Origin of the sequence: Pseudomonas sp. PGPR40 (genome assembly GCF_022014505.1) — a bacterium.
GTDB lineage: Bacteria > Pseudomonadota > Gammaproteobacteria > Pseudomonadales > Pseudomonadaceae > Aquipseudomonas.
This window is the reverse complement of record NZ_JAKLSP010000016.1, coordinates 36,272-55,765: the sequence shown is the minus strand read 5'-3', so window position 1 is coordinate 55,765 and position 19,494 is coordinate 36,272. Positions and strand designations below refer to the sequence as shown.

At 57.8% G+C, this 19,494-nt stretch carries 23 protein-coding genes and 1 pseudogene; all 24 read left to right on the top strand.

Features of this window, described 5'->3' with window-relative positions:
* Nucleotides 1-7 precede the first annotated feature (7 nt).
* The 24 genes and pseudogenes from MEB48_RS15245 (at nt 8) to MEB48_RS15130 (ending at nt 19,418) form a co-directional block, all read left to right on the top strand.
* Nucleotides 8-415, top strand: a complete 408-nt coding sequence (locus MEB48_RS15245) for a CesT family type III secretion system chaperone (protein WP_237884975.1) — start codon at nt 8-10, stop codon at nt 413-415.
* A pseudogene (gene sctN / locus MEB48_RS15240) lies at nt 412-1,697 on the top strand (type III secretion system ATPase SctN). Before MEB48_RS15245 ends, sctN begins: the two are co-directional and overlap by 4 nt.
* Nucleotides 1,681-2,136, top strand: coding sequence for a type III secretion protein (locus MEB48_RS15235; RefSeq protein WP_237884974.1), 456 nt, complete (start codon nt 1,681-1,683; stop codon nt 2,134-2,136). Before sctN ends, MEB48_RS15235 begins: the two are co-directional and overlap by 17 nt.
* Entirely contained in the window at nt 2,133-3,041 is a 909-nt protein-coding gene (locus MEB48_RS15230; protein WP_237884973.1) for a SpaN/EivJ family type III secretion system needle length determinant, read from the top strand. Before MEB48_RS15235 ends, MEB48_RS15230 begins: the two co-directional genes overlap by 4 nt.
* On the top strand, nt 3,038-3,970 hold the full coding sequence (locus MEB48_RS15225; RefSeq protein ID WP_237884972.1) for a FliM/FliN family flagellar motor switch protein: 933 nt from the start codon (nt 3,038-3,040) through the stop codon (nt 3,968-3,970). The genes MEB48_RS15230 and MEB48_RS15225 overlap by 4 nt, the downstream gene beginning before the upstream one ends.
* On the top strand, nt 3,967-4,629 hold the full coding sequence (locus MEB48_RS15220) for an EscR/YscR/HrcR family type III secretion system export apparatus protein (RefSeq protein WP_237884971.1): 663 nt from the start codon (nt 3,967-3,969) through the stop codon (nt 4,627-4,629). Before MEB48_RS15225 ends, MEB48_RS15220 begins: the two co-directional genes overlap by 4 nt.
* Before the next feature lie 8 nt (nt 4,630-4,637).
* Nucleotides 4,638-4,892, top strand: a complete 255-nt coding sequence (locus MEB48_RS15215; protein ID WP_020795892.1) for an EscS/YscS/HrcS family type III secretion system export apparatus protein — start codon at nt 4,638-4,640, stop codon at nt 4,890-4,892.
* Between the two features lie 2 nt (nt 4,893-4,894).
* Nucleotides 4,895-5,701: a type III secretion system export apparatus subunit SctT gene (gene sctT, locus MEB48_RS15210; RefSeq protein ID WP_237884970.1), complete on the top strand. Its 807-nt coding sequence runs from the start codon at nt 4,895-4,897 to the stop codon at nt 5,699-5,701.
* The gene (locus tag MEB48_RS15205; RefSeq protein WP_237884969.1) at nt 5,676-6,710 is read left to right on the top strand and encodes an EscU/YscU/HrcU family type III secretion system export apparatus switch protein; all 1,035 of its coding nucleotides are present in this window, start codon (nt 5,676-5,678) and stop codon (nt 6,708-6,710) included. The genes sctT and MEB48_RS15205 overlap by 26 nt, the downstream gene beginning before the upstream one ends.
* 119 nt (nt 6,711-6,829) lie before the next feature.
* Nucleotides 6,830-7,321: a type III secretion system translocator chaperone SicA gene (gene sicA, locus MEB48_RS15200; protein ID WP_237884968.1), complete on the top strand. Its 492-nt coding sequence runs from the start codon at nt 6,830-6,832 to the stop codon at nt 7,319-7,321.
* Nucleotides 7,314-9,083 carry a type III secretion system translocon subunit SctE gene (sctE, locus tag MEB48_RS15195; RefSeq protein WP_237884967.1) on the top strand — a complete coding sequence of 590 codons (1,770 nt, stop codon included), beginning with the start codon at nt 7,314-7,316 and terminating at the stop codon, nt 9,081-9,083. The genes sicA and sctE overlap by 8 nt, the downstream gene beginning before the upstream one ends.
* 24 nt (nt 9,084-9,107) lie before the next feature.
* Complete coding sequence (locus tag MEB48_RS15190; protein WP_237884966.1) at nt 9,108-10,178, top strand: cell invasion protein; 1,071 nt, start codon at nt 9,108-9,110, stop codon at nt 10,176-10,178.
* A gap of 14 nt (nt 10,179-10,192) precedes the next feature.
* Complete coding sequence (locus tag MEB48_RS15185) at nt 10,193-11,281, top strand: IpaD/SipD/SspD family type III secretion system needle tip protein (RefSeq protein WP_237884965.1); 1,089 nt, start codon at nt 10,193-10,195, stop codon at nt 11,279-11,281.
* Between the two features lie 51 nt (nt 11,282-11,332).
* Complete coding sequence (locus MEB48_RS15180) at nt 11,333-11,644, top strand: acyl carrier protein (RefSeq protein WP_237884964.1); 312 nt, start codon at nt 11,333-11,335, stop codon at nt 11,642-11,644.
* A gap of 304 nt (nt 11,645-11,948) precedes the next feature.
* Entirely contained in the window at nt 11,949-13,190 is a 1,242-nt protein-coding gene (locus tag MEB48_RS15175; protein ID WP_237884963.1) for a winged helix-turn-helix domain-containing protein, read from the top strand.
* Complete coding sequence (locus tag MEB48_RS15170; protein ID WP_237884962.1) at nt 13,187-13,639, top strand: transglycosylase SLT domain-containing protein; 453 nt, start codon at nt 13,187-13,189, stop codon at nt 13,637-13,639. Before MEB48_RS15175 ends, MEB48_RS15170 begins: the two co-directional genes overlap by 4 nt.
* Before the next feature lie 127 nt (nt 13,640-13,766).
* Nucleotides 13,767-14,939 carry a PrgH/EprH family type III secretion apparatus protein gene (locus tag MEB48_RS15165; protein WP_237884961.1) on the top strand — a complete coding sequence of 391 codons (1,173 nt, stop codon included), beginning with the start codon at nt 13,767-13,769 and terminating at the stop codon, nt 14,937-14,939.
* 10 nt (nt 14,940-14,949) lie between these two features.
* A complete protein-coding gene (gene sctF, locus MEB48_RS15160; protein WP_237884960.1) occupies nt 14,950-15,219 on the top strand; it encodes a type III secretion system needle filament subunit SctF in 270 nt (89 codons plus the stop codon).
* Nucleotides 15,220-15,277: 58 nt separating this feature from the next.
* Nucleotides 15,278-15,586 carry a type III secretion system inner rod subunit SctI gene (sctI, locus tag MEB48_RS15155; RefSeq protein WP_237884959.1) on the top strand — a complete coding sequence of 103 codons (309 nt, stop codon included), beginning with the start codon at nt 15,278-15,280 and terminating at the stop codon, nt 15,584-15,586.
* Nucleotides 15,583-16,305, top strand: coding sequence for an EscJ/YscJ/HrcJ family type III secretion inner membrane ring protein (locus MEB48_RS15150; protein ID WP_237884958.1), 723 nt, complete (start codon nt 15,583-15,585; stop codon nt 16,303-16,305). Before sctI ends, MEB48_RS15150 begins: the two co-directional genes overlap by 4 nt.
* On the top strand, nt 16,292-16,858 hold the full coding sequence (locus MEB48_RS15145; protein ID WP_237884957.1) for a secretion system protein: 567 nt from the start codon (nt 16,292-16,294) through the stop codon (nt 16,856-16,858). The genes MEB48_RS15150 and MEB48_RS15145 overlap by 14 nt, the downstream gene beginning before the upstream one ends.
* Nucleotides 16,830-17,549 carry an oxygen-regulated invasion protein OrgB gene (locus MEB48_RS15140; protein WP_237884956.1) on the top strand — a complete coding sequence of 240 codons (720 nt, stop codon included), beginning with the start codon at nt 16,830-16,832 and terminating at the stop codon, nt 17,547-17,549. The genes MEB48_RS15145 and MEB48_RS15140 overlap by 29 nt, the downstream gene beginning before the upstream one ends.
* Entirely contained in the window at nt 17,539-17,985 is a 447-nt protein-coding gene (locus MEB48_RS15135; RefSeq protein WP_237884955.1) for a hypothetical protein, read from the top strand. Before MEB48_RS15140 ends, MEB48_RS15135 begins: the two co-directional genes overlap by 11 nt.
* A gap of 41 nt (nt 17,986-18,026) precedes the next feature.
* Nucleotides 18,027-19,418, top strand: a complete 1,392-nt coding sequence (locus MEB48_RS15130; protein ID WP_237884954.1) for a hypothetical protein — start codon at nt 18,027-18,029, stop codon at nt 19,416-19,418.
* Nucleotides 19,419-19,494: the final 76 nt, after the last annotated feature.

Genomic DNA, 19,494 nt, shown 5'->3' with positions numbered 1-19,494 from the left:
CCTGTAAATGGTACCGATGGATATTGCTGACCTGTTGCGCCAGGCGCTGCGTCACAGCGGCTGTGTGGACAGCCAGATAGGGCTGTTCGACAGTCATGGCACCATAGAAATGCAGATGAGAAATCTGCCCGATATCAGCGTGGCGGTGGTCGATGGCGATGTGTGGGTCTGGGCAGCGGTCGCAGAAGCGAGCCCGAATGTAATGAACCATTGCGCCTTCGATTTGATGCAGTTTCTGCTGGAAGGCAATGCGTTTTCCCGCACAGGGCAATTGCATCTTTGCGTCGTTCAGGAACGGCTCGAACTGCGTTTGATGGCCAATGCTCACGCCCTCAGCGACGCCGAGCACTTTGCACAAGCCCTCGATGCGTTCGTGCAGGCCACCGAAACGCTGTGCGAACTGTTACGCCGATGAACACTCGGTTGGAAAGGCATGCGGCCCACCCCCTGCGTTTGAGCGGTCCGTTGATCGAAGCGGCGCTGGGTGACGTGGTCATTGGCGAAGTCTGCGAAGTCCGTCGCCATTGGCGCTTGCCGCAGGTCGCGGCCAGGGCGCAGGTCATCGGCTTCAAACCTGGCGCCGTTCTGCTCAGTTTGCTCGGTGACGCGAAAGGCTTGTCCAGGGAATCAATGATCGTTCCCACGGGCGCGACGCTGCAACTGACATGCAGTGACGCCTTGCTCGGCAGTGTGGTCGACCCACACGGCATGATCGTCGAGCGCCTGGCCCCGTCAACGGCGGTGGCGCAACGGGACTATCCCGTGGATGCCGACCCTCCGTCCTACCAGCAGCGGCGCCCGGTGGCGGAACCGTTGCGTACCGGCATTCGCGTCATCGACGGCTTGCTGACCTGTGGTGTCGGTCAGCGCATCGGCATTTTTGCCGCCGCCGGTTCGGGTAAAACCACCTTGATCAACATGCTGATCAATCACACCGACGCGGACGTTTTTGTCATCGGCCTGATTGGCGAGCGCGGGCGTGAAGTGACCGAGTTCATCGAGCATCTGCGCCAGTCCGAAAAGCGCTCCCGTTGCGTGGTGGTGTATGCCACGTCGGATTTTTCCTCGGTTGATCGCTGCAACTCGGCGCTCCAGGCCACGGCCATCGCCGAGTATTTTCGCGACCAGGGTCAGCGTGTGGTGTTGTTGCTGGATTCGTTGACGCGTTACGCCCGGGCTCGCCGCGACCTGGCCCTGGCGGCCGGCGAAGCACCGGCGCGGCGCGGCTATCCGGCCTCGGTGTTCGATGCCTTGCCGCGCTTGCTGGAGCGACCGGTGTGACCGCTTCCGGCAGCATTACCGCCTGGTACACCGTCCTGCTGGAAAGTGACGACGAGCCGGACCCGATTGCCGAGGAGATTCGCTCCATTCTCGACGGCCATATTTATCTCAGCCGTGCGCTGGCGGCCAAAGGTCACTACCCGGCAATCGATGTCTTGCGCAGCGTCAGTCGCGTGGCAACGCAAGTCACCACGCCACAGGTGCAGCAACTGGCGGCATCGACCCGGGAAACACTGACGCGCCTTGAGCAGTTGCAGATTTTCCTCGATATGGGCGAGTACACCCAAGGCGCTGACACCGCCAACGACCACGCGATGCAGCGCCGCGAAGCGCTCACTCAATGGCTGCGTCAGCCGACGGGCGAATGTTGCGAGCCGGACGAAACCCTGCGGAGTTTGCATGAACTCATTGCGTGATCGGCGGCGCCTGTTGGCGTTCAGTCAGTTCCGTCGGCAACGCGGCGAACAAACGGTGTTGCGAACACAACAGCAATTACAACCGCTGCTGCAGGAGCGGGCCGGTTTCGAAGGGCAGGAAGCGTCGCTGCAAAGTCTATTGGCCAGTCATCGCGCGAACGATTGCGTGCTGGATCACGGGCAACTGTTGGCGCTGTTGCGAAGGCAGGCCGTTATCCGTCGGCAGATCGATCTGTTGCGTGTCGAGCGCGACCGCGTGGACCAGCAATGCCGGCAGGTTGAGCAACTGTTGCAAGAACAACGCGAGCAATTGCGTCTGTTGCAGCGCAAGCACGACAAGTACGAGCGGTCTGTCCAGCAGCTGTTGCGTGGGCAACGGCTTGAACAGGTGCGTCGAGAAGAAAGGGAAATAGAAGAGATGAACGGAGTTCGGCGATGAACGATGTATCTGTAATTTTACCTTTGCCGGTTCAAGTCCCTGACCCCGTTACTGACGGCGTCCTGGATGAACTGCAAGACATGCTCTTACCGGTGCAAGAGGAGGATCTGCCGCAAGGTGTGCTCGATCTTTTGGCTGCGCTGATCCTGCGTAATCGACCCGCGACGCAAGCCGGGCGCGCAGCGGTCGGGCAATCGATGACCCTCATCGCGGGCCACGGGGCGGCGGATGTTGTGCGCGACAAGGCGCTGCCGACGGTCCCGGTGGCGATGACTTATCCACAAGCCAACAAGCCTGTTCAACAGCTGCCACCGCAACTGATGACGTCTATCGGCCCGACCGTCGACAGGATGGAAATGCCTGTGCAAGGGACGTCCGGCAAAACTGATTTGGACCGGCGTCCATCGAGTCTGCCCGTGGGGATGCCGATCGAACACTCGTCGAGTACCGCTGAACCAATGTCAATCGAACGAGCCGCCCATACGCCGATTCCGCTCACCGCCGAGCCGCAATTGCCCGAGACTCTGTTGCAGCCGCAGGTGATGCGTCAATCGGCATCGGTCGTACCGCCATCCATTCCTTTATCCCCGATATTACCGCCCATGCCCGCGCCGGACATGATGCTCGAAACCTTGCCCGGCTCGGCCCCAGGCTTGCTGCAAGTGCCATTCCACAAAGGCACGGTCAGCGGACAAGTGACCATCAGTCGAATGCCTGACGATTCCATCCGCAACCTTCAGCTCAGCCCGAGCAATGCCTTGGTGTTCGAGCAACTCAAGGTGCCTTTCGAACAGGTGCGAGAGCCGGCCTGGCGGTTGACCGACAGTGGCGGCGAGCAGCAGCGTCAGGGTTCGCAGCAGTCGCCGGACGACGAGCAGGCCGAACAGTCTGAGCTGCCCGCATGAGCACCCTGAAGTTGCGCCGGGTTGACCCTGCGGCCCATGCCGGCACGCGGTCGGTCCAACGCTGGCGGGGTGCCGGCCATGGCGCAGGTGCGGATTGTCTGCAACGGCTGCCCGGCTATTTGCGTTTTTGCGCACGCAGCGACGGCGGGAATTGGCACGGACTGATCATGGCCCGCGACTGGTTGCAGCACTCGCTCCCGCAGCTGCAGTCGTTACTGGCGGTCGAGCCCCCGGTGACACGTATCGCCGGCCTGTTCCGGGCAGTGCCGCGAGCGTTGCTGCTCGAGCCGGACGAGTTGCATTACCAGGCGCTGTCCGATGTCGAGTTGGTCGACCCACAGCAATTGCCGACACACCCCTTGCCATGGCTCGAAACGTCTCGGGGACGCGTATGGGTGACGCAGTTACCGCCATTACGCACCGTCAACGAGCCCTTGGACCCCAGCGCTTGGCTGAGCGACTTGCCTCTGCGCCTTGAGCTGATACTGGGTGTCAGTCACCTGAGCCATGCGCGCCGGATACGACTGAAAGAGGGCGATGTCCTGCGGATCACTCAGCGGACTCAACACGGCTGGCTGGCGGGTCGATGCATCGGCGTTTTCACGTTTACTGAAGAGGGACTACTCATGCAATCAACCGTTGCCGATGCCAATCAACAGGCCGCGACTGACCCCGGAGCGGATGTCGAACTCGGTGCACTTTGCGTGCGTCTGGAGTTCATCCTCGCGACCCATGACATCAACCTGGCTACCTTGTCGCAGATCGTCGATGGGCAACTGATCCCGCTGGCCGACAATGCTGCGCGACACATCGAGGTTCGTGCCAATGGCAAGCCTGTTGCCCGGGGGGAACTGGTGCAGCTGGACGAGCAATTGGGTGTCGAATTGATCGAGGTCTATCGGAGCACTTTATCGGAACACCCGCGATGAACGACGTCTCGCTGATCGCGCTGCTGGCGTTCGCTTCACTGCTGCCGTTTCTGGTGGCGGCCGGCACCTGCTACCTCAAGTTTTCCATTGTCTTTGTGATTGTGCGTAACGCCTTGGGCTTGCAGCAGGTGCCCTCGAACATGGCCCTCAATGCGATTGCCCTGATGCTGGCGATTTTCGTGATGACACCGGTGATTAAGCAAGGCTATGGCTATTACAAGCAAGAGCAGGTGGCCTTTTCCGACATTGAGTCGGTGGTGAATTTCGCCGAGAACGGGTTGGGGGGATACAAGGATTATCTGCGTCGATACACCGACCCTGAACTGGCGCTGTTCTTCGAACGGGCCCAAGCGGTTCAGAGTGAAGCCGACATCAGCCTGCCCGCCGATGAAGAACTCGCACCCTCGCTGTTTTCGCTGCTGCCGGCCTATGCGTTGAGTGAAATCAAAAGCTCCTTCAAGATTGGCTTCTACCTGTATTTGCCATTCGTGATCGTCGATCTGGTGATCTCCAGCATTCTGCTGGCGCTGGGCATGATGATGATGATGAGCCCGGTGATCATTTCAGTGCCGATCAAACTGGTGCTGTTTGTCGCGCTGGATGGCTGGGCATTGCTGTCGACCGGGCTGGTCAAGCAATACCTGACCTTGCTGGTATAGGGCGGCTTATGAACGATCTGGTCTATGCCGGCAATAAAACCCTGTACCTGATTCTGTTGATGGTGGCCTGGCCGATCATTGTCGCCACGGTGGTTGGCCTGGTGGTCGGGTTGATTCAGACCGTGACCCAATTACAAGAGCAGACACTGCCGTTCGGTTTCAAGTTGTTGGCGGTCGCTGCGTGCCTGTTTCTGCTGTCGGGCTGGTACGGTGAAACCCTGCTCGATTTCAGCCGTGAAGTCATCCGCCTGGCGCTGGGTTAGCGATGTCGGTGACGTTGTTTTTCGACCTGTACGCCTGGTTCGCCGCCGCCATCCTGGGGGTTGCACGCCTGGCGCCACTATTTTTCATGTTGCCGTTTCTCAACAGCGGTGTGCTCACGGGCGCACCACGTCAGGCTGTCATTGTGCTGGTGGCGACGGGGTTCTGGGCTTATGTGGGCGTGCCGCTGCCTGCTCTCGACGGGTTGGCATTATTCGGTCTGGTGTTGCGTGAGGCCGGTATTGGCGTACTGCTTGGATGCCTTCTGTGCTGGCCGTTCTGGGTGTTGCACGCCATGGGCAACCTGATCGACAACCAGCGCGGGGCCATGCTCAGCAGCACCGTGGACCCGGCCAACGGCGTCGATACCTCGGAGCTGGCGAATTTTCTCCAGTTGTTTGCCGCCGTGGTTTATCTCGAAGGCGGCGGCCTGTTGCTGATGCTCGAAACCGTTGGCCACAGCTACCGTATCTGCACACCGGCCACCGGTTGCGAGATGCACCTGCAATCACTCTTCAGCCTGCTGGATGCGCTGGTGAGCAAGACGCTGGTGATCAGCGCGCCGGTGGTGGCTACGCTGTTGGTCAGCGAAGCGTTGCTCGGCTTGCTCTCGCGCTACGCGCCGCAAATGAACGCATTTTCGGTGTCGCTGACGGTCAAGAGCCTGGTGGCGCTGGTGGTGTTGATACTGTATTTCGGCGTGCACCTGCCGGATGAAGTCCTGCGCATGGGCACCCAATCCCATGGGCTGGAGCACTATTTGGGCGTCGACGGGGAGGGCACCGATGTCGTCCAGCGCCTCGAAGACTGAGAAACCTACCGCCAAGCGTCTGCGCGATGCGTCGCGCAAAGGGCAGACGTTCAAGGCCAAGGATCTGGTGATCACCTGCCTGACCCTCTGCGGCATCACCTATATGGTGTTCAACAGCTCATTGCTCGAGGTCATGGAAGTCTATCGGCGCATCATCGCCAGCGACTTTGACACTGACCTGCAAGCGTACTCGGCGATGCTGGTGCTGGTCGGGCTCAAGGCGTTGTTGCCATTGCTGCTGGTGTGCGTGTTGACCAGCGCATTGCCTGCGCTGTTGCAAAGCGGGTTTGCGCTGGCCAGCGAGGCCTTGAAGCTCAATCTGGGGGCGTTGAACCCGATCAATGGTTTCAAAAAGCTGTTCAGCATGCGCACCGTCAAGGACACCGTCAAAGCGCTGTTGTACCTGGGCAGTTTTGCCATGGCGCTGTGGATCGTCTGGATCACCCAGCGGCAACTGCTGTTCGCCCAACTGTTCGCCCAGGCACCAGACCTGTTCGCGATCTGGGGGCACTTGCTGCTGGTGCTGGTGCTGGCGTTCCTGGGGTGCGTCCTGCTGATCGTCGTGCTGGATGCGCTGAGCGAATACTGGCTGTTCATGAAAGATCAAATGATGGACAAGGATTCGGTCAAGCGCGAACACAAGGAACAGGATGGCAATCCGGAAATCAAGGGGCGCCGTCGTGACCTGCACCGGGAACTTCTGTCCGAACAGGTTAAATCCGATGTGCGCAGCTCGCGGATGATCATCGCCAACCCGACCCACATTGCCATCGGAGTGTACTTTCGCCCGGAAATCACTGTGCTGCCATTCATCTCCCTGATGGAAACCAACCAGCGCGCCCTGGCCGTTCGAGCCTATGCCAAAGAGGTCGGTGTGCCGGTGATCAACGACATCGCCCTGGCCCGGCGGATCTTCAAAACCCACCAGCGCTACAGCTTCCTTCAGGTGCAGGAAGTCGAAGAAGTGTTGCGTCTGTTGATCTGGCTCGAGCAAGTCGAACAAGCCTGATTTCTTCCTTTTTCTTTTTCCTCCGAACGTTGGCATGAGCGCAATTTGGCAGCGTGCTCGCCAGCGCTTTGGCTCAATGCAGTCGTCAGCAACGCTGACGTTTTTCAGGAGTGTGGCTGATGAGTCGCGACAAACAACAAGATGAACAACTGGCCCTCGACGTCGTGGATGCGGTGCTCGGTGGTGCGGCATTGAAAGACGTGCAAGGCATCAGTGACGAGCACATGAACAGTCTCTATGCCTTCGCGTTCCAGTTTTACGAGCAGGGGCGGCTGGACGATGCCGAGAAGTTCTTCCACTTCCTGTGCATCTACGACTTTTATAACAGCCATTACTGGATGGGATTGGCCGCCGTACACCAACTCAAGCAGAACCACCAGAAAGCGATCGACCTGTATGCGATCGCCTTCGCCCAAGGCAAGAACGACTGGCGGCCCATGTTTTATACCGGCCAGTGCCAACTCGCCCTGGGCAGGGTCGGCAAGGCCAGGTTGTGTTTCGAGTACGTGATCGAGCAGGCAACGGAAGACGATTTGCGAACGCAGGCTCGGGTGTATCTCGACACCTTGAGTCACATTGAAAAGGACTGTTCGGAGACTGAACATGAGTGAAATCAGAAACAACTTCAATCCGGTTTTTTCCGGAACTTTGAGCCGTACCGAAGCCTTTGAAAAATACGGCCCGGCTGCCAGTCAGGCCGCCAGAACGATGGACTTCCTCAAGGTCGGGCAAGAGGTGCTGGCCAAAGCGCTATCGGTGAACTTCGATAGCGAAAGTGGCAAACACGGCGCTGTGGCGGGCAAACCGCAGTTGCACGCACCGCCGCCGCGTGCTGACGGTAACCAACAGGAAACCAACGTTGATTTGTTCACGTTACTGATGGCGATGCTCGGCGAACTGTTCGGCGAGGTGGAGTCCAGCAAACTGAAAAACCGCCTGGCAATGGCGCAAAACATTGCGGCAGAGAAACAGAAGGCTCTGGGTGAAGTGTCAGCCGAATACACTGCCGCTGTAGAAGCGCTGGCAGCTGCTGAAGAGGCTGTCGGCGGTAGCCAGGAAAAGCTGGAAAAACTGCGTGAGCGTGTTCAGCATTTCCAGGGCTTGCTGGATGAAAGCGAAGCCCGTTTGGCCGATCTGGATCCTGACTCGCCCGAATATGCCCGTGAGCTGACGCTTCGCGATCAACTCAAAGGCGAGTTGGCAGGCCATGCCCAGACCTTTCAAAAGGCTAGCGAAGCCCATCTGAAGCTCATCGACATCGCCAACGCCGCCGCGAAAAACCTGGCCGTCATGACCGACATTTTGCTGGGGGCGAAGCTAAGCGATCCCTCCATCAAAGCAGCTCAAGAGAAGGCCCTGAGTAGCAGTGCTCTGGCGCTCTTGAACCGCTTGAAGATTATCGAGTTGTTGGGTGAGGCCGCGCAGAACAAAGAAGAGGTCAGCCAGGAACTGTTCCAGGCGCTGCAAGCCAAGCTTCAGGAACACATGAAGCTTGAGTCGGAAAAGTACCTGGAAGAAGTCCGCAAGGCCGAGGCGCTGCAGAAGACCATGGGCTGCATTGGTGCAATCGTCGGCGCGATATTGACCGTAGCGACAATCGCTGCCGGTGTACTGACCGCTAATCCGGTGCTTATCGCGGTGGGGGTGATCGGTGCGGCGGTGATGATTTCCGATGCGGTGGTCAAGGAGACGACAGGTGTCTCGTTCATGGCCGAAGCCATGAAGCCGCTGATCACCGTGATGCAGGAAGCCATCAAGCTGTTCACCGAGCTCTATACCCAAATGCTGATTGGGCTGGGTGTTGATCCGGAAACTGCAAAAGACATCGCGCAGATCGCCGGAATGATCCAGGGGATTGCCGCCACGCTGGCGGCCGTGGTGTTGACGGCAGTGATCGGGGCTCAGGTGATCGGGCCAATGCTCGGCGCGGTGGCATCGAAACTGGCTTCGGTGGTCGCTCAGGCGGCGCCTGCCGCAATGCAGGCCATGAAGCAGTTAGCGACATCGGTCGGCAATTCGCTGACCCAGATGCTCACGCAATTACGCAGTTTCATCACTAACGGTGCAGACGCGGTATCGCTGGCACGTTACGCCGCCAATCTCGAGATCGCCCAAGCCGTCACCGAATTCGGCGGCGTGGCGGCGCAGGGCGTGCTTGGAGTCCGAAGCGGCATGCACCAGGCCCAGGCTGCCGAACACCTGGCTGACGTGCGGGTGCGCATGGCGATCAGCGAAGAAATCACGTCCTACCTCACCCGGCTGGTCGAGGACTACGGTCAGGCCATGCAGGTCCGTACCCGAGAAATCGAGCAGCTGTTTGCCGACATGCAACGCAGCCATTCCGTCAGCCTGCAAATGGTTCGACATGTTTGATCTCATCGAAAAAAGGAACTCAATATGACCGCCATTAACGGCACAAGCGTGCTCTCACGCGTACTGATCAATTCGCAAGCGACGGTAGCTCCCACTGAAAAGAAACTCGAGGTGCCCAAGAGCTTCGCTCTGAATACTGAGGCCGCCGAAAAACAAATCCTCAAGAACCCTGATATTCGAACCCCGTCGGCAGCGGAACTCGACAGTGCCAGCAACGATTACCAGCTGAGTGAATCCGATTGGCAGGATTTCGTCGCGGCTTCCACAACGCTCAGCGACGAAGTACGCAACGACCTGGTATTCGATCCAGGTGCCTGGGAAAAGCATGCAAACGTATTGGTCGCCGCGATTATCGCGTTGAACGTCGCACGGGTCGCTAACGCGCAACTGCGCGGCCATTTCAGCGTCATGGCCGCGGATGCTGCCAAGGCCCAGGGTGCTGCCATTGTCGAGTCAGGCAAGGCGGCGCTGTACAGCGCCATCACTGCGGCAGTGGTGTCCGGTGCCATTGCTGGTTTTGCCATGGTCAAGACCTTTCAGGGGCAAGGGTTGAAGCACGCGGACATCAATCTGCACAAGCGTAACGCCATGGACGCCGGCAACATCAAACGCGACCTCAAGCATGATCGCGACCGCGATGACTGGAACCCGCAAACCACCTACAAGATCAAGACCTTCGATGATTTCGGCAGGTCCACTTCAGTCGACTTCAAACCTCAGGGCGCCACACTGACTCCCAAGGAGCAAGCGTGGTTCGACGGGGAAATTCTCAAGGCGCAGAAAATCGACCAGACCTCCGACTGGCTGAGCCAGATGGGCACCAAGGGCATCGAAAAGAAACTCGAAATCGGTCGCGCACTCAATGCCATGTCAATGAGCATGAGCCAAGTGGTGTCGAACATGGTGCGCATGACCGAACACGCCGCGCGGGAACAGGAGGTCTTGCAGCAAAGTGCGCAAAACACCCAGAAGAGCTTGAGCGACGAAGTGGGTCAGAAAGACGCGGCTGAAGCGGCGTTGCTGCAAAAACTGATGGACATGGTGATGCAGCTGTTTCAATCGCGCGCTGAAGTCATTCGTGCAATATCGGCCTGAATAGGGAATCAAAAATGAAAATTACAGATTACACACCGCCTGGACGCATGCCGTCAGCAGGCTTCAATCCCGTTGCTGAACCGCCGCAGCCCCCCGAAATGCCCGCCGAGGTCCATGCTGCGTTTTCCATGACGCAGTTGCTGGAACGCTCGGTAAAAGCAATGAATCGTAATTATGAAAATATGCTCAAGTGCCCGACGGAAATAGCCAAGGGGCTTGAAGGTGGGGCGGCTGAAGCGTTGGCGCAACACTTCACGTCGGCCGAGTTTGTCGAACAAATCCAGGCCAAACGCATTCGATCGCAGATGTGGACGCAGCAGATAAAGCAATGTGGAATGGTGTTCACCCATTGCCTCGAAACACTGCCAATGGAACAGCGCCAACAACTCTACGATGAACAAAATCGTATTCTCGGTGAACTGAGACGAATGCCCGTGCCGGACGAGATCGCTGACGAGTTCGACGCCAGATTGAATTCTTCGAACGATTTTTTCGACAAACTGCTCGAACTCATCGACCTGATCAAAAACGGTTACCTGGCTGGTTATGAACACATCATTGCGGCCTATTCGGACTTCTTTGCCGACTTCAATGCCGAAATAACCGCGAAGATGAAAGACTGGATCGAGGCAGTGGAGGACGGCAAGGAAATCAAGCTCAATGTAGGCGCACTCAGGACCGCACTGACCAACCTTCTCAACAAGTACAAGCATCCAAACCCCTTGGCCGTGCTATTCCCGAAACCCGGCGGTGATGGCGCCAGCAAGGAAGAGGCCGAGAAATGGCTTAAAGCACTGGGCCTGCCTGACCGTTGCCTCCAGGATAAAGGCGACGGCACCTTCTGTGTCGTCATGGATATCGGACCACTCTCGACCATGTTGGGCAGCCTGCCGCAATGGGGCAACACGGTCACTTGGGATACGGCCAAATTCCAGGCCTGGCAAACCGGCTTCAACGCGCAGGAAGAGCGTATGAAAAATACGTTGCAGTCCTTTACCCAGAAATACTCGAATGCCAACGCTTATCATGACAACTTTAATAAGACGCTGTCTTCGCATCTGAATCAGTTTGCAGATATGTTGAAGGCCATGTTGAATTTTTGAAGCGAATTTGTAGCGTATAAATAAAACTCATCGCATGTTGTTGACGCGGACGTGGCACTGGCTCATCCGGGCTGGAGTTGCGGCCGCGTTTTTTTATTGGAGGAAGTAATGTCGGGTTTTATGAATAATGGTCTTGAACGTCAGGTTGTACAGGTGCTGTCAGGTTGTTTATTGGTCGATCGACGGACGATTGAGACGGATTCACGACTAGTGGAAGACTTGCACGTTGATTCTGTGGATGTTGTTGAAATTGTAATGTCCCTCAATGAAGCGTTTGGTATCGATCTACCTAATGCTGAGGTGACCGAGTGGCGAACGGTGGGTGATATTTGTTGTTTGGTGAGCGTTTGCAAGGGGGGGTGAGCATCTAGGTTTAGATGATTTGTGTTTTTTACTTTGGATCTCGGGTTGATATTTAATTTTCTAAAGTGGACTACAGCCTGTGCCGTAATTTCGTACATCTATAGAGTTAATAGCCCTACGGAATCCCCCCACTCAACTTCCTATAGTCACGCAGCTTGTCATCTCGAGCCTGACTTCCTCAGGCTTGATTGCGCTTCAGTGCCTTTCTATAGAGAAATCCCAAAGTATGGACAGTGCAACCGATCAAACGCCGGTCAAGTCATACGTTTTTGACCACTGGCAACTGCAAAGCGATGGAACGCTGATGCGAGACGGACAAGGAGTCCACGTCCCCCCAAAAGAGTTAAGTGTTTTACGTCTGCTGCTCGGCTCGGCGGGCACGGTGCTCAGCAAGGACCATTTGCTGGACTGTGTATGGCCTGAAGCCGATGCGGCTGAAGAGTCGTTGACCCGCTGCATTTACGCGTTGCGCAAGCTGCTCAAGGAGAACAAGGATTTCATTGCGACGGTGTACGGCCAGGGTTATCGATTCACCTGTGCGGTTGTCGAACTCGACACGCCGAGCCACGCGAGGATCGCGGCACCGACGTTGGCCGTTCTGCCTTTTCGCAATCTCGACGAGAGCGCCGCTCTGGATCTGCAGGATGTGATGATCCGTCAGTTGACCATGGCGTTCGGCGAGGCGTTGCACGTCATCCCCTCGGGATTGATGGCGGCTTACGGCCAACCGGTCGATGTTCGGGCACTGGTTGGGCAATTGTCTGCTGACTACTGTCTGAGCGGGCGCTGTACCGGTTCGAGTGAGCGACAACGATGGTCGGTCGAACTGATCCGTGGGCGTGATCACGCTCTATTGCATGGACAGACACTGGACGCCGGTGATCTGGGAGAGGCGCTTGGCGCGTTGACATGTCTGGTTGCGCAGCGCGCTCCCGGTTTGCGTCCTGTCGGTGATTCCTGTTCTTCGTACCCGGCAGCCGTGGCTTATCTCAGTGGTTTGTGCAGCGTGCAGCAGCACACGCCGCAAAGCCTGCGTGATGCCCTGGTGCAGTTCCGACACTGTTTGCAGTTGGCCGGAAATTACGCCGCGGCCTGGTGCGGTTTGGCGGATGCCTGGCTGGGGAAGGCCATGCTTGGCCTGTGCGAGCAGGGGCGTGCTGTCGACGAGGCGCATTGCGCGATTTCCAGAGCCTTATCGCTGGACCCCGCCAGCACGCAGGCACTCGTGCGTCTTGCCTTGTTGACCAGTCTTCGGGGATGCGAGGACGCCGCAAAAGTACTTTTTCGACGTTGTTTATTGGACGCCGAACAGGCTGATGTTCATTTCTTCTACGCCTGGCATCACTGGTTCTGGCGGCGCAACGAGCAGGCGATGCAAAGTCTCGAAAGGTGTTTACGGCATGACCCCGACTGTGTGCGAGCAAAGATTTTCCAGGACCGTATTGTTCTGGCAGGCAATTGTGAAGGTGTTGTGCTGATGGGGGGGCAAACCTTGCAAGGTGCCGAGAAGTCGCCTGCGTTTGATAGTCGGCGATGTCTGGCATGAGTCGTTATGCATTCAAACCGATCCTCATTTTGCTGTGTCTTGGCTCCGGGTCCGCGCACGGGTTTTGCTGGCATTCGGCAGGCGCGGAACATGCCATCGAACCGGAGCTGCTCCAGGCGATCGCCGATGTGGAGTCAGGGCAATCGGCGGATGCCATGAACTACAACAAGGACGGGAGCCACGACATCGGGTTGATGCAAATCAACAGCCGTCATCTACCCCGTTTAAGCGCTCAGGGCGTTACCGAGCAGCGCCTGCTGGACGAGCCCTGCCTGTCGGTCGAAGTGGGTGCATCGGTGCTTGCCGATTTTATCGCCCGTTACGGCTACAACTGGACGGCGGTGGGTGCCTATAACGCTGGCAACTCTCCCCACCGCCAAGCCGCGCGTCTTCGCTATGCGCGCAAGGTCTGGCAGCGCTATCAGGCGTTTACTCAGGCTCGACAGTGACGGCGTCATGGGAAGGTTGGCTGAGATTCTGATCCTCTGCAGGGCGCAATCGGCAGAATTCGATCAGGAATCTTGCGACCAGCCTTTCTAACATGCCCGCTCATTTCACAACCCTGGAGCTTGAACGGTGACAGTCCTGACGGCCCCCACCCTACAGTCTTGCGTTTTGCGGATACTCAATGGTCCGCTGCAAGGCTGCGAATTCCCGCTCGGCGACACCACCACCTTGTTCGTGGTCGGGGCGGTGGATCTGCTGGGGGAGGGGGCACTGACCGCCAGCGTTCCTGCCGATGCCATCTTCGTTCCGCTGGAGGAGGGTGGCTGTAATTTTGAGGTGCTGGCCAACCAAGGCACACCGAATGGCTTACCGCTGCGGCTACTCAACGAGTCAGCAGAACTACGCCACTGTGCCTTTCAGGTCAGGGTGCAGATCGGCGGCCTGCAAATTGCCCTGCGTCCTGAAGACCAATCCTGGGCACCTGAACTGCTCGATCAACAACACAGCGCTGCATTTGAAGACGCCGATGTTGAAGGGTGGCGTGCCCCTTTGACTCGATGGATCGCCGGTGCTCTGGTGCTGGTTGCACTGGTGACTACAGTCGCTATCTGGTCGGTGCCGGGGTCGGCGCCTGAAACCGATGTTCGCATGCTGATCGCCGGGGCCAGTGCCGAGGCGAAGGTGTTGAGCGGTCGTGACAATGCAATCTATGTGTTTGTGGATACCGAACGCGATGCCGGCTGGAGTCGGCAAGTGCTGATGCGCCACAACACGTTGAGCGGAAAAGTCCTGGTCATGGATCAGGAGCGCCGTCGGCTGGAGCAGTTGCTGGTCGATCATGATCCGCAACTGGCCTGGCATTCCCTTGATCTCAAGGATCCATTGATACCGCGACTGCTGCTCAGCACTCAGCGCAATCTGCTCACGCCTCAAAAGCAAACCGAACTGCTCGATGCGCTACTCGCGGCCGCGCCGTATGCCCACGATATCGGGGTGCAAATGCAGGACGACAGCTTGCTGGCGGACTTGGCGCAAGAGGGTTTGCAACGCCTGTCCTTGACCTTCAGCCGCATCGAGCACGAGGACAGCGTCACGTTTGCCGTAGCCGGTAACCTGCAGGATTCCGAACTGGCCGCCGCTCGCCGATACGTCGACAACTTTTACCGGCAGTGGGGTGATCGCTACGTGAGTTTCACGGTCGAGCTTAAAGACGACGCGCTGAAGGACAAGTCGTTTCAAACCGGCCCACAGGGTTACATCAAGATGACCTCGTCATCCTGGCATTTTCCAACACAACACTAAAAGGTGACTCATGTCTGGTATTGGTATTCCCGAATTTCCGATCCTCTTCCCTGATGATTTTCTCGGTCGTCAGGCCGAGGCGTTCGAGAATGGTGCAAAAACGCTCAAGCAGGCACTGGATAAAGCGCTCGCGGATCTGAAAGAAGATGCTTCGGATCCAGGGAAATTAGCGGCTTACCAGACCGCATTCTCGTCCTACACGGTTTTCCGTAACGCCCAGACCAACACCGTCAAGGGCTTCAAGGACATCGACATGGCGATCATCCAGGCGGCTCGCTGATTCCTTCTTTCGGCCGGCCATCGGTGTGTATCGATGGCCATTTTCTTGAGTGCATTGCATGTCTATTCAAAACATCTCCGGTTCGATCATCCAGCGCACAGCTTTCACTGAACTGCGTGGCCCGCAGGAAGGTCCGATCGTTTCCCTCGAGTCACGATTGATCGAAGCGTTTGCCGGTTCCGCGGTCAACAGCGAGCAGGAAGTTTCAGCGATCAATCAGCTGATGCAGCGCCCGGATATCACCAACCCCGAAGTCTTGGCCCAATTGCAAGAGATGACTGGGCAATACAACGTGGACATCAATTTGCTCAACGTGCTGGTCCGCAAAGCGGTGGGCACGGCCGAAACCCTGTTGCGTGCGTCATGAAGCCAGGCGTGTTGTTGATGCTGTTGTGCCTGGCGCTGGCGGGGTGTCGCCAGCCGAATCTGCTCGAAGGGCTGGACCAGCAGCAGGCCAATGAAGTGCTTTCGGTCCTGCAACGCAACAACATCGCGGCGGTGAAAGTCGACGCGGGTAAAACCGGCTATGCGGTGAAAATCGATCAAGTCGATTTTTCCGCAGCCGTCGATTTGCTCAATCTCTATTCATTGCCTTCCCGGCCACGCCTGCAAGTGGCAGAGATGTTTCCTGCCGACGCGCTGGTGGCCTCGCCTCGCGCTGAAAAAGCCCGACTTTATTCGGCGCTGGAGCAGCGGATCGAACAGTCGCTGGGCGTGCTCGAAGGCGTGGTGTCGGCGCGGGTGCATGTCAGTTATGACCTGGATGCCGGCGAAGGCGGGCGCAAGGCGCCACCCATCCACCTCTCCGCGGTGGCGATCCATGAGCGCGACATCGAACCGCAATTGCTGATCACCGACATCAAGCGTTTTCTCAAGAACAGCTTTGCGGCGGTCGAGTACGAAAACATCTCGGTGGTGCTGTCCAAGCGTTCACCGACACAGCATGTCGCACCGTCCGTGACCGCAACGCGGGGGCATTCGTACGAGTTGTGGTTGCTGGCAGTGGTGACCGGATTGCTGTTGGCCGGTGGCGCAGCCTGGGCCTACCGCCAGTCAAGCGCAGGGCAACGTGATGTCGCACGCTGAATGTTTACAGCGGATTCTCGCCGAGCCTCTGAGTTATTTGCACCCGCAGCGCCTGCCGGTACCAGCGGGATTCGATGGGCCTGAAGCACGAAATCTGATCAACCGGATTTTGGTGGAAGGTCTCGCACTGCAAGGTCCATGGCCTTCGATGCCACTGACAGCCGTGGCGAATCGATGGGTTCGTCATTGGGCACAATTGCCCTATATCGCCGCCCTGATGGGGGCTCATCGCCTGTTGCCCAATCTGGCGCGAGGCGCGGCGCTGCAACGTCTGCCATTGCCGTTGCGCAGGTTCGCCGGTTGTAGCCTGGGTGATCGAAGCGGCCTGTCGATTCAGTGCTCGCCTGTGTCAATGGAACAGGTCGAAGCCGCCGGCCTCAATGCGTTGTGGAGCTGGTACGAACAGGTACCGCCGATGTTGCTCGAACGCCTGACCTTGCAATTTTCCGAGTCGGTCGTTCGCTTGCACAGGCAATGGCCGGTCACTGAGCCCGATACGGCTCTTTTCTTTTTGGCGGTGCAGCATGCTCGACTCCATCCGAACCCTGACTGAACTCCCCGAGTCGAGCGATGCGCATCTGTCCCGCGAAGACATTGCCGCCGCGCGTCAACGTCGCACCTTGCAACTTCAGGCTCAGCGCTGGGCCCGTGAGTGTATCGACCAAGCCCGGCATGACGCCGAAGCGGTGCATGCCCAGGCGTTTCAGCAAGGCTATGCCGAGGGCCTCTTGCGCGCGACCGAGCATCTGGCTAGTGGGTTGCTCGAGTCGCAAGCGCTGGGGCTGCAATTGCGCGCAGACCTTGCACAGGCCGCTCATGGGTTGCTTACAGAGGCATTGAGCCGCCCCGAATGGCTGGACGAAATGCTGGAGCGCTGGCTGGCGGAGCAATCGGGCGCCTCGGGCGCAGTGTTGCAAGTGCTGCTACCGGTGCATTGTCGGTCGCGGGGCAATGAACTGCGCGAGCGATTGCGCGGGCTTTGGTCCGGCGAGGTGGTCCTCGACTATCACCCGCAAGAACGGTACGTGGTGCGCCTCGCCGATCAATTGCTCGAATTCGATGTTGAAACGACCCGGCAACGACTGGAACCGCGGTTACTGGCGTGCGTCGCAAATCTGCCGGAGTCGGTTCGTTCGCTGGACCAGGCTTCGCTGCAGGCACTCACGGACCTGTGTTCGACCTTCGCCGGGCGTTCTGCCGGTTCCACTCAAGCTGCCCCGACCGAGGTCCGCCATGAAGATTGAAACCATGATGGGCTCCAGCACACTTGAACGTGGCAGTCCGTCGGTCGAGACGCTGGAGTCGCGCCTGCTTGCCGCCAGCCAGGGTCTTTCCGGGAGCAAACGCCCGGACCCGACCCCCGACCCTGCGTTCGAGCACGTGTATCAACAGCTTCTGGCGATGGAGGGAGCAGGCGAGAAAGCCATCTATGAATTTCTCCGCTCGTTGCGGGGGGCGGATGGTGAATCTCCTGCGTATCCCTCTGCCAAGGCGTTGATGGCGGTCACGCTGCAGGTTCTGGTTCGATTGAAAGCCGAGAATCTGGAAAAAACGCTGCTCTATAAGGAAGTCCGCGGCGCGAATGGCCTGGCGTTCAGCATGGATCTCTTCATCCAGGGCTTTATGCGCGATGTGTTCCAGCCGATGGATGATGGGGCGTGGGAAAAGAGTGAGTGGTGAGCAGAACACAACCTGCACGACAACATTCTGGATAAAAAGACATGACAAATGGAATATCGATTGTTGGATCAGCATCAAGGGTTAGTGCATTCCCCGATACTCCCTCAACAGCAAGCAGTTCGATATTGCGCAACGCGTCAATGTCGCTTGATCCATCAGCACTTGCTTCAGCCTTGCATTGTCAACTGGCTAACTTGGGGACGCCCAGGCAAATCGCCGCCGGCATGGAGCGGATGAACCGTGAAGTGGAGATTCATTTGGGGGAGAGCTATAGGCAATTAGGTGAGACAGACCGAAATGTCGTAGGGCGGGTCAATGCGTTCATCGATCAAAGGCATTTGTCTGAGGAGCCTATCCATGAAGAATTGTTTGCTCGGGTACGTGAGCTGAATGCCGTCGATATTGAGCAAACCCGTGAAAGTCGATTGCAGGTTGTGCTGCAGGCGGGTATGGAGTGGCTTGAGGCGGCCAAAGGCCCCGGACTCAATCTCCTTAATGTCACCGGGCGCACGGGGTTGATCGTTGCGCTGACCGTGGTGCTGCGTCAGGTCGCTGCTTACCATATTGAACAAGCTTTGCGTGAAGGCGATTCCACTGAAGCGTCTCGTGCATGGGCAGTGGTTGCGATCACACTGATGGGGCCAGCGTTAACCTTGATGGGGGCTATTCGAAATGAGTGTGATGGGACGGCAAGTCCAGCGTCGCGTCTGGGCCGTGTTTGCATGGCCAGTATTACGTTGGGAGCGCTCATCGCGGCGCATGTCACTGGCGCATCCAAGACCTTGCTCCCCACAGTGATTGGCGGGTCGATTTACACATTGGCCAGAGGTTTGGCCAATGCCGTCATTCCTTTGCAGGACAATGCAGGGCCTGCCAACGTGAAGGCGACCGGGGTAACGACAGCTGCCTACGGCACGGCTCAGTTTTTATTGGCAGAGCTAGGTCAACTCGCACCGCTGAGCGGCCCGGCCAGGGCTGCGGCAGGACTCGGTTACAGTCTGGGGGCAGATACAATTCAGGGGTTGATAAATGGCTTTGGCATGGTCGTGGACGAGGTCATCTCCATTCTTTGCAAAAGTTGGCAGGTGTTGTCTCCGTCACCGGGGCTGGACTCGGTTTTTTCTGACCCTGAATCTTTGCAGCAAATGGTGTTGGAGGTGCGCGCCGGTGTACAGCGACCGACCCGAACCCAGCTGGCGGATGCACTACTTAACATAGGAGCGTTACGTCTCTCGGCAGGCCATGCCATCGCTTTGGTGATGGGGGCAGTAGCGTCTTTGCTGAGTGATGCCGAGGTCGGTGAAGACTATCAGGGCCATGTCATGAATGGCTGTCTCGCGTTGATGGCAATGATTATTTACTTTCCGCTGGTCTTTGGCAGTGCCAAACGCACCGATAACATCTATGCACTGCAGGAGACCGCAGTTCCTTGAGCCACGGCAAAGAGGTCGCCTGTCTACGTCAACCCCGGCTATAATCGCCGCCACTTTTCGTAGCCCAGAGTCAAAC

Bases quoted from the DNA above. Each gene is read 5' to 3' on its own strand.
- MEB48_RS15245 (WP_237884975.1), top strand. From the start codon at position 8: ATGGTACCGATGGATATTGCTGACCTGTTGCGCCAGGCGCTGCGTCAC.
- MEB48_RS15235 (WP_237884974.1), top strand. From the start codon at position 1,681: ATGAACTCATTGCGTGATCGGCGGCGCCTGTTGGCGTTCAGTCAGTTC.
- MEB48_RS15230 (WP_237884973.1), top strand. From the start codon at position 2,133: ATGAACGATGTATCTGTAATTTTACCTTTGCCGGTTCAAGTCCCTGAC.
- MEB48_RS15225 (WP_237884972.1), top strand. From the start codon at position 3,038: ATGAGCACCCTGAAGTTGCGCCGGGTTGACCCTGCGGCCCATGCCGGC.
- MEB48_RS15220 (WP_237884971.1), top strand. From the start codon at position 3,967: ATGAACGACGTCTCGCTGATCGCGCTGCTGGCGTTCGCTTCACTGCTG.
- MEB48_RS15215 (WP_020795892.1), top strand. From the start codon at position 4,638: ATGAACGATCTGGTCTATGCCGGCAATAAAACCCTGTACCTGATTCTG.
- sctT (WP_237884970.1), top strand. From the start codon at position 4,895: ATGTCGGTGACGTTGTTTTTCGACCTGTACGCCTGGTTCGCCGCCGCC.
- MEB48_RS15205 (WP_237884969.1), top strand. From the start codon at position 5,676: ATGTCGTCCAGCGCCTCGAAGACTGAGAAACCTACCGCCAAGCGTCTG.
- sicA (WP_237884968.1), top strand. From the start codon at position 6,830: ATGAGTCGCGACAAACAACAAGATGAACAACTGGCCCTCGACGTCGTG.
- sctE (WP_237884967.1), top strand. From the start codon at position 7,314: ATGAGTGAAATCAGAAACAACTTCAATCCGGTTTTTTCCGGAACTTTG.
- MEB48_RS15190 (WP_237884966.1), top strand. From the start codon at position 9,108: ATGACCGCCATTAACGGCACAAGCGTGCTCTCACGCGTACTGATCAAT.
- MEB48_RS15185 (WP_237884965.1), top strand. From the start codon at position 10,193: ATGAAAATTACAGATTACACACCGCCTGGACGCATGCCGTCAGCAGGC.
- MEB48_RS15175 (WP_237884963.1), top strand. From the start codon at position 11,949: ATGCGAGACGGACAAGGAGTCCACGTCCCCCCAAAAGAGTTAAGTGTT.
- MEB48_RS15170 (WP_237884962.1), top strand. From the start codon at position 13,187: ATGAGTCGTTATGCATTCAAACCGATCCTCATTTTGCTGTGTCTTGGC.
- sctF (WP_237884960.1), top strand. From the start codon at position 14,950: ATGTCTGGTATTGGTATTCCCGAATTTCCGATCCTCTTCCCTGATGAT.
- sctI (WP_237884959.1), top strand. From the start codon at position 15,278: ATGTCTATTCAAAACATCTCCGGTTCGATCATCCAGCGCACAGCTTTC.
- MEB48_RS15150 (WP_237884958.1), top strand. From the start codon at position 15,583: ATGAAGCCAGGCGTGTTGTTGATGCTGTTGTGCCTGGCGCTGGCGGGG.
- MEB48_RS15145 (WP_237884957.1), top strand. From the start codon at position 16,292: ATGTCGCACGCTGAATGTTTACAGCGGATTCTCGCCGAGCCTCTGAGT.
- MEB48_RS15140 (WP_237884956.1), top strand. From the start codon at position 16,830: ATGCTCGACTCCATCCGAACCCTGACTGAACTCCCCGAGTCGAGCGAT.
- MEB48_RS15135 (WP_237884955.1), top strand. From the start codon at position 17,539: ATGAAGATTGAAACCATGATGGGCTCCAGCACACTTGAACGTGGCAGT.
- MEB48_RS15130 (WP_237884954.1), top strand. From the start codon at position 18,027: ATGACAAATGGAATATCGATTGTTGGATCAGCATCAAGGGTTAGTGCA.